Here is a 12,435-nt window from a genome sequence, read left to right as displayed (position 1 = left end):
CCCACGGCAATGGATTCCGGCCGACCGCCCCCGGCCATGACCGCACCCGGAAGCACCGGCCGTGACCGCGCCCCGGAACACCGGAACACCGGAAACGACAAGACCGCCGTCCCGGGGTGGGGCGGCGGTCGTCGTGGTGCGGGGTCAGGACTTCTTCGGGTCCTCCAGGCGGGGGAACAGGACCGCGCCCTTCGTCACCGTCGCGCCGGGGGGCAGCCGGCCCCAGTCGGCGGCGTCGGTGAGGGGCTGGGAGGCGAGGGGGCCCAGGGCCGGCTCGGCGCCCAGGGAGTCCCAGAGCTTCTGGGAGGTCTCCGGCATGATCGGGTTCAGGAGCACGGCGACCGCGCGGAGGGACTCCGCCGCCGTGTAGAGGATCGTCGCCAGGCGGGCCCGGCCCTCCGGGGACGTGTCCTTGGCCACCTTCCACGGCTCCTGCTCCGTGATGTAGCCGTTGACCTGCTTCACGAAGTCGAAGATCGCCAGGATGCCGCCCTGGAAGTCCAGCTCCTCGCCGATCTTCCGGTCGGACTCCCCGACCGCCTTGGCCAGGCCGTCCTGGACGGCCTGCTCGGCCTGACCGGCCGCCGTGGCCTCCGGGAGGGCGCCCTCGAAGTACTTGCCGACCATCGCGGCCAGGCGCGACGCCAGGTTGCCGTAGTCGTTGGCGAGCTCCGAGGTGTAGCGGGCGGTGAAGTCCTCCCACGAGAAGGAGCCGTCCTGGCCGAAGGCGATGGCCCGCAGGAAGTACCAGCGGTAGGCGTCCACGCCGAAGTGCGAGGTCAGGTCCTGCGGCTTGATGCCGGTCAGGTTGGACTTCGACATCTTCTCGCCGCCGACCATCAGCCAGCCGTTCGCGGCGACCCTGCCCGGGACGGGCAGGCCCTGCGCCATCAGCATCGCGGGCCAGATGATCGCGTGGAAGCGCAGGATGTCCTTGCCGACCAGGTGGACGTCGGCCGGGAAGGTCGCGTCGAACTTCGCCTGGTCCGCGCCGTAGCCGACGGCCGTGGCGTAGTTCAGCAGGGCGTCGACCCACACGTAGATGACGTGCTTGTCGTCCCACGGGATCGGGATGCCCCAGTCGAAGGTGGAGCGCGAGATCGAGAGGTCCTGGAGGCCCTGCTTGACGAAGTTCAGGACCTCGTTGCGGGCCGACTCCGGCTGGATGAACCCGGGGTTCGCCTCGTAGAACTCCAGCAGCTTCGGGCCGTACGCGGAGAGCTTGAAGAAGTAGTTCTCCTCCTTGAGGATCTCCACCGGCTTCTTGTGGACCGGGCAGAGCTTCGTGCCCTGCTCGTCCTCGATCAGATCGCCGGGGAGCTTGTACTCCTCGCAGCCCACACAGTACGGGCCCTCGTACCCGCCCTTGTAGATCTCGCCCTTGTCGTACAGGTCCTGCACGAACTCCCGGACGCGGTCGGTGTGCCGCTTCTCCGTCGTACGGATGAAGTCGTCGTTCGCGATGTTCAGGTGCTCCCAGAGGGGCTTCCACGCCTCCTCGACGAGCTTGTCGCACCAGGCCTGGGGCGTGACGTCGTTCGCCTCGGCCGTGCGCATGATCTTCTGACCGTGCTCGTCCGTGCCGGTGAGGTACCACACCTTCTCGCCGCGCTGACGGTGCCAGCGCGTGAGCACGTCGCCTGCGACGGTCGTGTAGGCGTGGCCCAGGTGAGGAGCGTCGTTGACGTAGTAAATGGGGGTCGAGACGTAGTACGCCTTCGCCCCCTGCTTCTCGGATCCAGTGGCCGCCATGGTCGAAATCCTATCCGCCCGCCGAAGCCGCCCTCACCTCCGATTCCGTCCCTCGTCCCGTCGGGTGGGGACGGCCCGGCGGGTGCCGCGGCCCGTACACGTCCGGGCGGAGCGGGCGGGGGCCTGGTCGGGACCGCGGACCTGACCCCCGCCGTGGCTCAGACGGACCAGGAGGCGAGGACCTCGCGGTAGAAGCGGGCGTGGGGGATGTCGCGGGGGGTGGGGCCCGCGTGGAAGAAGGCGGCGTTGTCGACGGAGAGGCGGCGCAGGTAGTCGAACGCCTTGCCGTCCTCCTCGCCGAAAGCCACGAACTGCCAGAACACCGGCCGCCCGGTCGCCGCGGCGGCCGCGAGCGCCTGCGTGGCGGCGGTCTTGGACTCGGGCGCGCCGTCGGTCTGGAAGAGCACGAGCGCGGGGCGGCCGGGGCCGGTCTTCTCGTGGTGGGCCATGACCTCCTTGACGGCCCGGTCGTAGTTGGTCCGGCCCATGCGCCCGAGGCCGCTGTGCAGCTCCTCGATGCGGCCTTCGACGCCCTCCAGGGTGAGGTCGCCGGTGCCGTCGACCTCGGTCGAGAAGAACACGACGGGCACGGTCGCGTCCTCGTCCAGATGCGCGGCCAGCGCGAGCGCCTGCTCGGCGAGGTGCTGCGCGCTGCCGTCCTTGTAGTACCCGCGCATCGACCCGGACCGGTCCAGCACCAGGTACACGGCCGCCCGCGTCCCGACCAGACCCCGCTTCCGCAGCGCCGCCCCGGCGGCCTTGTACGCCTCCACGACGCTGTCCGTCGCCCGGGCCTTGACCTGAGCCGCCGAAAGGGCGGGCTTGCCGCCGTCGGCGACGGGCGCCTGCGCGGTGGCGGTCTCGGCGGCGGTGTCGGCGGCGGTGTCGTCCGCCGGCGGCACGTCGGCGGCGGCCGCCACGGGCTGCGGCGTCTCCTGCGCCGGGGTGGCCTCCGCCGCGGCGGGCTCGGCCACGGGGGCCGCCTCGGACCGCGCGACGGCGCCGTCCGCCCCGGGGGCGGTGGCGGGCTCGGGCGCGTCCGTGGTGGCGGGCTTCTCCTCGGCGATCGGCTCGGCCCCGGCCCCGGTGGGCGCGGCCGCCGGCTCCTCCGCCGGGGCGGTGTCCGTGCCGGCGGCGGTGGGCTCCTGGGTCACGGGCGCGTCGGCGGTGGCTGTGTCGGCGGCCACGGGCTCGGGCGCCTTCTCCGCCGGGGCGGCTTCCGCCGCGGCGGGCACCGTGTCGGCGGCGGGCCCGTCGGCGGCGGGCTCCGCCGTGTCGGCGGTGGTCAGGGGCTGGGCGGGGGCCGGGGCGGTCGCGTCGGCGGTGTCGTCCGACTCGGGCGCCTCGGCGGTGCCGACGGCGACGGGCTCCGGCACCTCCGCCGGGGTGGGCTCCTCGGCGGCGTTCGGCTCCGCCGCGCTCTCGGTGGGCGCGGCCGCCGGCTCCGCGGCCGCGGCCTCGGCCGGGGCCGGCTCCGTGGTGGTGTCCGCAGCGGTCCCGGCGGCCGTGGCGACGGGGGCGGTCTCGGCGGGCGTCGCCTCGTCGGGCGCGGCGGGTGTCTCGTCGGCGACGGCGGCGGGCGTCTCGTCGGCGATGGCGGCGTCCCGCTCCGGCGCGTCCGTCTCCGCCGCGGCGGCGGCGTTCGCGGGCTCGGTGGCTTGCGGCTGTGCCTTCGCGGTGGCGTCCGGCTCCGCCTCCGGGGTGGCGGCCGTGGCCTCGGGGGTGGTGTCGGCGGGGGGCGCGGGCTCGGGCGTAACGCCCGGTTCCTGGGAGGGGCTTGCGGCCTCGCGGGCCGCCGGCACCGTGGTGCGGCGGGACTTGTCGAAGACCGCCGCCACCAGGTCCTCCGCCGTCTGTTCCGACGTCGCCGTCCCCTTACCCCGTTCCGCCCTGGACGGGGCCGAGGGGGACGGGACCGTCGCCGCCGGCTCGTCCTGGGGCACCGTGCGTTCCGCCTGGGGCGGGACGGAGGGGGTGGCCGTCGACTCGTCACGCTCCGCGAGGTCGCGTCCAAACACCTTGCGCAGCAAGCTCCGAATGCCCATGGGCCATGGCCTTTCGCATATTGGGTGCCGTGTATGTCCGTACTGCTGGGGTTCACTCTGAATCATCCCTGGCCAGGGCGGACACGTAAGGTTAGCCGCCCCGAGTGGCGCGGATAGGTGCCCGCCATTCGCGTCACGCCCACCCCCGACTCCCCGCATTCATCACGCGTTCACTCCGACGCCGTCGACCTGCACGGCACCCCGCTTAACGTCGCGCCCGGACGTTATCCCGACACCACGTCGGCGCGGTGTGCGCCGAAGGAGGAACACGTGCGCAAGCTGCTGCCGCTGCTCACCACCCCGCACGCGGGCGGCCGGTCCGCCCTCACCTGCCGCTACCGCTGCGGCGACGCCTGCTTCCACGAGGTGCCCAACACCAGCGACAACGAGTACGCAGGCGACGTCATAGCCGGCGCCCTCTCCCGGCGCTCCATGATGCGCGCCGCGGCCGCCGTCACCGTCGCGACCGCCGCCGGCGGTGCCGTGCTCGGCGCGGCCGCCCCCGAGGCGCAGGCCGCACCGGCCGACGGCCGGTACCCGGGCGGCAAGGGCAAGGCGTGCGGCGCGCGCGGACTGCGCTTCGCGCCCGTCGCGCCCAACACCGCCGACCAGGTCACGGTCCCCAAGGGCTACGCCCAGAACGTGGTCATCCGCTGGGGCGAGCCCATCCTCCGCGGCGCCCCGGCCTTCGACCCGGACAACCAGACCGCGAAGGCGCAGGCCGGGCAGTTCGGGTACAACAACGACTTCCTCTCCCTGCTGCCGCTCCGGGGCGAGCCCGGCCGCCAGGTGCTCGTCGCCAACCACGAGTACACCGACGAGCTGCTGATGTTCCGCGGGTACGACCCCGAGAACCCCACCCGCGAGCAGGTCGAGACCGCCTGGGCCGCCCACGGGCTCTCCGTGGTCGTCGTGCGGGAGGAGCACCGCAGCGGGAAGCTGACGCCCCTCACCCGGCACCCGCTCAACCGGCGCCTCACCGCCACCAGCGTCTTCGAGCTGACCGGTCCCGCCGCCGGCGGCGACCTCCTCAAGACCTCCGCCGACCCGTCCGGCCGCAAGGTCCTCGGCACGCTCAACAACTGCGCGGGCGGCACCACCCCGTGGGGCACGATCCTGTCCGGCGAGGAGAACTTCAACCAGTACTTCGCCCACGGCTCCACCCCCGCCGACAAGCGCTACGGCATCGGCTCCGGCGCCACCGAGCGCAAGTGGGAGCGGTTCGACAGGCGGTTCGACGCCGCCCAGGAGCCCAACGAGCCGCATCGCTTCGGCTGGGTCGTCGAGCTCGACCCGTACGACCCGGAGTCCACGCCCCGCAAGCGCACCGCGCTCGGCCGGTTCAAGCACGAGGCCGCCCAGCCCCGCCTGACCGACGACGGCCGGCCCGTCGTCTACATGGGCGACGACGAGCGGTTCGACTACTTCTACAAGTTCGTCTCCGGCAAGCGGATGAAGAGGGGGAACTCGCGCGCCGCGCGTGAGCACAACCTCACCCTCCTCGACGAGGGCACCCTCTATGTCGCCAGGCTCACCGGCGACTCGCCGGCCGCCGAGGTCGACGGCTCGGGCAGGCTCCCGGACGACGGCGAGTTCGACGGCTCCGGCGTCTGGATCCCGCTCGCCACCGGCGACGTCTCACACGTCCCCGGCATGACCGCCGAGGAGGTGTACGTCTTCACCCGTCTCGCCGCGGACAAGGTCGGCGCCACCAAGATGGACCGCCCCGAGGACGTCGAGCCCTCCCCGCGCACCGGCCGTGTGTACATCGCGCTCACCAACAACACCAAGCGCGGCACCGACGGCAAGCCCGGCGCCGACGAGGCCAATCCGCGCAACGAGAACAAGCACGGCCACGTCCTGGAGCTGGCCGAGCACTGGGACGACCCGTCGTCGGACGGCTTCGCGTGGCGGCTGTTCCTCGTCGCGGGCGACCCGGAGGACCCGGCGACGTACTTCGCGGGGTACCCGAAGGAGAAGGTGTCGCCCATCTCCTGCCCGGACAACCTCGCCTTCGACCCGCACGGCAACCTGTGGATCTCCACCGACGGCAACCGGCTCGGCTCCCACGACGGCCTGTTCGGGGTCGCCACGCAGGGCGAGCGGCGAGGTGAGCTGAAGCAGTTCCTGACCGTGCCCGTCGGCGCCGAGACCTGCGGCCCGATCATCCAGAACCGCCGTGTCCTCGTCGCCGTCCAGCACCCGGGCGAGGTCGACGGCGCGTCCGTCGAGACGCCGGCCTCCGCCTGGCCCGACGGACGGGGCAGGATCGTCCGCCCGTCCGTCGTCGCCGTCTACCGCGAGGACGGGCGCCCGATCGGCGTCTGAGCGCCGCACAGGGCTTCACGAGGTGGCGCGGGCCTGTGCGCGCCACCTCGTGAACTGCTCGGCGGGATCTCCGGTGTACGACCACGGCACCCGCGACGCCCGCGCCCCCAGCAGCCCGAACAGCTCACCCGCCACATCCAGCCGGCCCGCGTGACAGGCCGCGTGGGTGAGGTAGTTGAGGACCTCGACCTCGTGCGGGCGGACCGGGCCCGGCGTGCGGTCACCGATCCACCGCTCCCAGGTGCGCCGTACCTCCGTCACCGCCAGCTCGTGCTTCCAGTGCTGGTCGAAACCGCGCACCGTCCCCGGCCTCCGTCCCCGCCCCAGCGCGCCGTCCACCACGTACCGGTACTCCTCCACCCGCGCGATCTGCACCAGCACCGGCAGCGGGCAGCCGGGCGGCGCCGCGCCCGCCGCGTCCCGCGCGAAGTCGTACATCGAGCCGTGCGTGCCGTGCCACCGCGCCGACCAGTAGCGCAGCAGCTGCACATGGCCCTCCGTGTTGTGCGGGTCCCGCCGACGCAATTCGTCCCACCAGTGGCGCAGCTCCCCCCGGCCCACCCCGCCCTGGTACAGCCGGGCCACCGTCAGCAGCGACACCCACGGCATCGGGTCGGCGGGGCGGGCGTCCGCCGCGGTCAGGCACGCCAGGACCGTCGAGTCCAGCCGCCCGCGGTCCACCGCGGAGCCGCGGCCAGCCGCGATCGCCGCGCCGAAGACCCGTACGACCTCGGTCGCCGCCCGCAGGACCGCCGCGTCCGGGTTGTCCGGTTCGGCCGCCCGCCACGCCTCGACCGCCGAAGTGCCGGCCACCGCGTGCGCCAGCAGCCGGACGCGGTGGGTACGCAGCGGCCAGTCGTCGCCGGTGGCGCGCAGCAGGTCCCGCAGGCCCTGCCAGCGGCCGATAACGATGTCGTGCCGTACGTCGGTCAGGGCCTCGTCCCCGAAGTCCGGATCCATGTCCGGGACGAAGCGTTCCCCGCGACGCGCGGACCTCGCCGCGCGCCCGATCAGCCCGGCACGGCGTGCGATGCGCCCCGGCCGTCCCGGCTTCTCCGGCCCCCCGGGCCGGTCCGGGCGTCCCCCGCCGGTGGCGCGGTGGCGTGCGGCCATTCCTTCTCCCCCCGATCGCGTGGTCAGTCGCGTGGTCAGAAGTCGGTCGCCATGGTCTCGTCGGCGGCCGGCCGGTGCTGCCGCGGTACGTCGCCGTACGGTCCGTCCGACTCCGCCTCGGCCGCCAGCGCCCGTACCGCGTCCAGCTTCGCCGGACGGTAGTACGAACTGCCGCGCCGCCAGTGCCAGGTCATCGGAATGAGACCTGCGGCGAGCCCGCCGAGCCCGATCGTGAGGGAAGCGGTGGACAGCTCCGCCAGCGACTCGAAGAAGATCCACAGCATGAACGCGGCGCCCAGCAGCGGCCACACGCCGCCCAGCAGGAACTCCCGCACGGACGTGAGCAGCAGCCGGCGGTAGGCGACGACCGCGGCCACCCCGGCCAGGCCGTAGTAGAACGCGATCTGCAGGCCCATCGCGCTGACCGCGCCCGACAGGATGTCCCCGACCGAGCCGAGCGCGTTCGCCGCGACGAACAGGACGAGCGTGACCCCGCCGACCACCGCGACCGCCACCCACGGGGTGTTCCAGCGGCGGTGCACCGTCCCGAACACGGCCGGGACCGTCCGGTCCCGGCCCATCGCGAACAGCGACCGCGTGACCTGGATCAGCGTCGTCTCCAGCGTCGCCACGGTCGACAGCATCACCGCCACGATCAGCAGCTTCCCGCCGACGCCCGGCCAGACCGCGTCACCGAGCAACGCGAGGGTGTTCGCGCCACCGCGCGCGGTGATCTCCTCGGCGGTGAGGACGATGTTGACGGCGATGGTGAACGCCTCGAAGAGCAGGAAAACGGTGCCGACACCGATGAGCGCGGCGAGCCCGGCGGTACGCCGGCTGTCACGGGTCTCCTCGCTCAGATTGCTGGTGACGTCCCATCCCCAGTAGTAGAAGGCGGCGATCAGCGCGCCCGACGCGAACCCGGACACCCCGTCGAAGTGCCCGAAGCCCAGCCAGGACCAGTCGAACGCCGCCGCCGCGCCGCCGTGCACCAGGGCGCCCAGCACGAACAGCAGCAGAAGCAGCAGCTCGACGCCCGACATGACGAGCTGGGCCCGTACGGAGAGCCGCGCCCCGCCCAGCACCACCAGCAGCATCACCAGGAACCAGCCCGCGCCCACGGCCGTCGCCAGCCATGTGTCGTCGGCCAGCGCCGGGTCGATCAGCGCCAGCGTCAACGCCCCGGCGGGCAGCGACCCGGCCACCATGAACAGCGTCGTCGACACCACCAGCGCCCACCCGCACAGGAACCCGAGCGCCGGGTGCAGCGTCCGCCCCACCCAGGAGTACGCGGCCCCCGCGTTCACATCGATCCGCCCGAGCCGCCCGAAGGCCAGCACGATCCCCAGCATCGGCAGCGCGCAGTACAGCAACGCCGCGGGCGCGGCGAATCCGACGGCGCCGACGAGCACGGCGGTGGTGGCGGCGATCGAGTAGGCGGGGGCACTTCCGGCGATCGCCATCACGACGGTGTCGAACGTGCCGAGAACATTGGGTCGAAGCCCTCTGCCGGAAGCGTTGCGCATGCCGAACATCCTTGACTGGCAGGGGATATGGCGCGGGGTCAGGCGGCATCGTAGTGCGATTCCCGGAAGCCGGACGTCCGGGGCGGGGGTACGGCGCTCCCGCGGTCTCGGCACGGGCGCCGGGGCCAGGCACGTCCAGCACGCCCCGAACCGGCGGGCGGTCAACGGCCCCGGTGCAGGACGAGTTCGACCAGGAGGGCGCGGTGGTCGGTGCGGGACAGATCCAGGAAGCGCGCGGCGCGCACCGTGAAGTCCGGGCCGACCAGCACATGGTCGAGCTGCGTCCAGGGCGGCACATGACTGTTCGCCGGCCAGGACGGCGTACGCGCGGCCCCGGCGAGCCGCGCACCGTCATGCAGCCCACCCGCGTCCAGCACGTCCCGGAACACCTCGTGGTCCTGCCCCGAGTTGAAGTCGCCCGCCACGATCCCGGGCTCGCCCCGCGCCGCCGCCGCGTCCTCCCGCAGCAGCCCCAGTTCCCGCCGCCACGCCCCGACCTGCCCCGGCAGCGGCGGCAGCGGGTGGGCGAGCCGGAGCCGTACGTCCCGCCCGCCGATCCGCGCCGTCGCGCCCGGCATGCCCAGGGTGGTGCCCGGCAGCGCGTGCGCATCGGTCAGCGGGAAGGCGCTGAGGATCACGGACCCGGCGGAGCCCTCCGCCACGACCTGCGCCCGGTGCGGCAACCGCTCCCCCAGCGCGGCGGTCAGCGCGGCCACGCACGAGGGGGCGCACTCCTGCACGAACAGCAGCTGCGGCCGTTCCCGCCGCGCCGCCTCGATCAGCGCGGGCACGGCCCCGCCGAACTCGACGTTCGACGTCAGCACGCGCAGCGACGCGGCGACGGGCCCCCGCGCGCCGGTGGCGTCGGGCCCGTACGGCCGGATGAACCAGACCGTGACGGCCAGCACCGCCGCCGCCCACGCGCCCAGCGCCCACCGGACCCGGCCGCGCGCGGCCACCGCCGTCAGGAGCGCCAGCCCCGCCGGTACGGCCAGCCACGGCAGCAGCGCCAGCAGCTGGGGGACGGGCGTGACCCCGTCGGTCTCGAACAGCCGGGCACCGGCGACCACGGTGGGCGGGAGAAGCAGCACCCCGGCGGCCCATCCCGCCGCACGGCTCCCCCGACGCCCGTGCCGCCGCTGCTCCTCCGTCACGCGGGCCTCCCTGCCGACGTCCTCCTGTGTCCGACTTGCCGAGTGTCCCCCCTGGGTGTGCCCTTGGAGGGGGGTTGTGGGAAGGAGTTCCGCCATGGGCGCACACGCAGCGCCCGCGCGGCACCGCCGCGCGGCGCGCCGTTTCCGGGACCGTACGGAGGACCGGCACACCCTGCGCTGGGCCCTGCCGACGACGCTCGGCTTCCTCTACGGCCTGTACGCGGGGTTCCTCGACCGCGGGGAGGGCCCGACGAACTGGGGCAACGTCGTGTTCGGCCTGGTGAGCGGTGTCGTGTTCGGTCTGCTCAGCTACGGCATCGGGCGGACCCAGCGGGCGATGCCCCGCGAGCTGCGCGGCCTCGCGTACGGGGCGCTCACCGGGATCGGCGTCGGATTCCTCCACAGCGTGTCCGGCGCCACCGTGCTCGGCAGCTCGGTGATCGGGCTGCTCGTCGGCGCGTCGATGTTCTGCGCGGCGTTCTACTTCTTCTACACGCGGGAGTGAGCGGGGAGCGGTGGCGCGCTCCCGGGTGACGGCCGGAGACTGGGGGAGGCGAGGGCGGAGGGTCGCCGCCGCCGTACCGCCGGGAGGTACCCGCGATGACGAGTCCTGCATACGGCACCACAGACCTGGCGGTCGAGACGCACGGCCTGGTCAAGGTCTTCGGCGCCACCCGGGCCGTCGACGGCGTCGACCTGCGGGTTCCGTCCGGGACGGTCTACGGGGTGCTGGGCCCGAACGGCGCGGGCAAGACGACCGCCGTGAAGGTGCTGGCCACGCTGCTGCGACCGGACGGCGGCGAGGCCCGGGTGTTCGGCCTGGACGTGGTGCGGGACGCCGACGCGGTACGCGGCCGGGTGAGCCTGACGGGGCAGTACGCGTCGGTCGACGAGGACCTGACCGGCACGGAGAACCTGGTCCTGCTCGGCCGCCTGCTGGGCCACTCCCGCGCGGCCGCCCGCGAGCGCGCGGCGGAGCTGCTGGAGGCGTTCGGGCTGTCCGACGCGGCGGGCCGGCAGGTGAAGAACTTCTCGGGCGGCATGCGGCGCCGTATCGACATCGCCGCGTCGATCCTCAACACTCCCGACCTCCTCTTCCTGGACGAGCCGACGACGGGCCTGGACCCGCGCAGCCGCAACCAGGTGTGGGACATCGTCCGGGCGGTCGTCGCCCAGGGCACGACGGTGCTGCTGACCACCCAGTACCTGGACGAGGCCGACCACCTCGCCTCGCGCATCGCGGTGATCGACCACGGGCGGGTCATCGCGGAGGGCACGAAGGGCGAGCTGAAGGCGTCGGTCGGCTCGGGCTCGGTGCACATACGGCTCCGGGCCCCGGAGCAGCGCGAGGAGGCGGTACGGGTGCTGAGGACGGCCCTCGGCGACGTGACCGTCCAGCTCGACCCCGACCCGGTCGCCCTGACCGCGACGGTCGACGGGCACCGTACGGAGCTGGGCGCGGCCGAGCAGGCGGCGCGGGCCCTCGCCGAGCTGGCCCGGGCGGGGGTCACGGTGGACGACTTCGCGCTGGGGCAGCCCAGCCTCGACGAGGTGTTCCTGGCGCTGACGGGCAAGGAGGGCACGGGATGACCACTACAGCGTCACAGCAGACGCAGCAGACGCAGCAGACCGACGCCGCCGCGTTCGTCGCGCCCCGCGCCGACGAGCTGGCCGCGCTGCTGGTCAAGGGCGCCGACCAGCGGCCGCCGCGCCCCTCGGCGCTGTCCGCGTCGCTCACCTTCGGGTGGCGGGCCATGCTGAAGATCAAGCACGTGCCGGAGCAGCTCTTCGACGTGACCGCGTTCCCGATCATGATGGTGCTGATGTACACGTACCTCTTCGGGGGCGCGCTGGCCGGGTCGGTCTCGGCGTACATCCAGTTCCTGCTGCCGGGCATCCTGGCGATGAGCGTCGTGATGATCACCATGTACACGGGGGTCGCGGTCAACACGGACATCGCGAAAGGCGTCTTCGACCGCTTCCGCACCCTTCCGATCTGGCGCCCGGCGCCGATGGTCGGCTACCTGCTGGGCGATGTGGTCCGCTATCTCATCGCGTCGGTCGTGATGCTCTCGGTGGGTCTGCTGATCGGCTACCGCCCGGAGGGCGGGGTGCCGGGGGTGCTGGCGGGCGTGGCGCTGCTGATGGTCTTCTCCTTCGCCTTCTCGTGGATCTGGACGATGTTCGGGCTGCTGCTGCGGAGTGAGAAGTCGGTGATGGGCGTCAGCATGATGGTGATCTTCCCGCTGACGTTCCTGAGCAATGTCTTCGTCGACCCGAGAACCATGCCGGGCTGGCTGCAGGCGTTCGTGAACAACAGCCCGATGACCCATCTGGCCACGTCGGTCAGGGACTTGATGGCGGGCGCCTGGCCGATGGCGGACATCGCGTGGACGCTGGGGTGGTCGGCGCTGTTCGTGGCGGTCTTCGGGGCGGTGACGATGCGGCTGTACAACCGCAAGTAGGGACGCCCTCGGGCGGGCCACCGAGGCCCGCTGAACCGGTCGCGGTGGGACC

The 12,435-nt window shown here is 73.3% G+C and carries 9 protein-coding genes; 4 read left to right on the top strand and 5 right to left on the bottom strand.

Translation table 11 applies throughout. The annotated features are described in order from the left end of the window. Positions 1 to 144: 144 nt before the first annotated feature. Both metG and FVS66_RS25575 read right to left on the bottom strand, forming a co-directional pair. A complete protein-coding gene (gene metG, locus FVS66_RS25580) occupies positions 145 to 1,752 on the bottom strand; it encodes a methionine--tRNA ligase (protein WP_149183575.1) in 1,608 nt (535 codons plus the stop codon). 158 nt (positions 1,753 to 1,910) lie between these two features. Beyond that, positions 1,911 to 3,797 carry a VWA domain-containing protein gene (locus FVS66_RS25575; RefSeq protein ID WP_149183574.1) on the bottom strand — a complete coding sequence of 629 codons (1,887 nt, stop codon included), beginning with the start codon at positions 3,795 to 3,797 and terminating at the stop codon, positions 1,911 to 1,913. 270 nt (positions 3,798 to 4,067) lie between these two features. On the opposite strand from FVS66_RS25575, the gene FVS66_RS25570 reads away from it, so the two are divergent. Beyond that, positions 4,068 to 6,125: a PhoX family protein gene (locus tag FVS66_RS25570; RefSeq protein ID WP_149183573.1), complete on the top strand. Its 2,058-nt coding sequence runs from the start codon at positions 4,068 to 4,070 to the stop codon at positions 6,123 to 6,125. A 15-nt stretch (positions 6,126 to 6,140) separates the two neighbouring features. Here the strand turns inward: FVS66_RS25570 and FVS66_RS25565 are convergent, their stop codons facing one another. From FVS66_RS25565 to FVS66_RS35220, 3 genes are all read right to left on the bottom strand, one after another. Then, positions 6,141 to 7,085 (bottom strand): hypothetical protein, encoded by a 945-nt coding sequence (locus tag FVS66_RS25565; protein WP_149183613.1) that lies wholly within the window; start codon positions 7,083 to 7,085, stop codon positions 6,141 to 6,143. 188 nt (positions 7,086 to 7,273) lie between these two features. After that, a complete protein-coding gene (locus FVS66_RS25560; protein ID WP_149183572.1) occupies positions 7,274 to 8,764 on the bottom strand; it encodes an APC family permease in 1,491 nt (496 codons plus the stop codon). Between the two features lie 161 nt (positions 8,765 to 8,925). Further along, positions 8,926 to 9,918, bottom strand: coding sequence for an endonuclease/exonuclease/phosphatase family protein (locus FVS66_RS35220; protein WP_262387201.1), 993 nt, complete (start codon positions 9,916 to 9,918; stop codon positions 8,926 to 8,928). 94 nt (positions 9,919 to 10,012) lie between these two features. Here FVS66_RS35220 and FVS66_RS25550 point away from each other — a divergent pair, with 94 nt between their 5' ends. The 3 genes from FVS66_RS25550 to FVS66_RS25540 all read left to right on the top strand — a co-directional run bounded on the left by FVS66_RS25550 (position 10,013) and on the right by FVS66_RS25540 (position 12,383). After that, positions 10,013 to 10,423 (top strand): hypothetical protein, encoded by a 411-nt coding sequence (locus tag FVS66_RS25550; RefSeq protein WP_149183571.1) that lies wholly within the window; start codon positions 10,013 to 10,015, stop codon positions 10,421 to 10,423. A 95-nt stretch (positions 10,424 to 10,518) separates the two neighbouring features. Beyond that, positions 10,519 to 11,508, top strand: a complete 990-nt coding sequence (locus FVS66_RS25545) for an ATP-binding cassette domain-containing protein (RefSeq protein WP_149183570.1) — start codon at positions 10,519 to 10,521, stop codon at positions 11,506 to 11,508. Continuing rightward, positions 11,505 to 12,383 carry an ABC transporter permease gene (locus FVS66_RS25540; protein WP_149183569.1) on the top strand — a complete coding sequence of 293 codons (879 nt, stop codon included), beginning with the start codon at positions 11,505 to 11,507 and terminating at the stop codon, positions 12,381 to 12,383. Before FVS66_RS25545 ends, FVS66_RS25540 begins: the two co-directional genes overlap by 4 nt. The last annotated feature ends 52 nt before the right edge of the window (positions 12,384 to 12,435 follow it).

The sequence above is a fragment of the Streptomyces sp. TRM49041 genome (assembly GCF_008271805.1).
Lineage (GTDB): Bacteria > Actinomycetota > Actinomycetes > Streptomycetales > Streptomycetaceae > Streptomyces.
The sequence above is the reverse complement of the archived record's forward strand: the minus strand, read 5'-3'. Positions and strand labels throughout refer to the sequence as shown.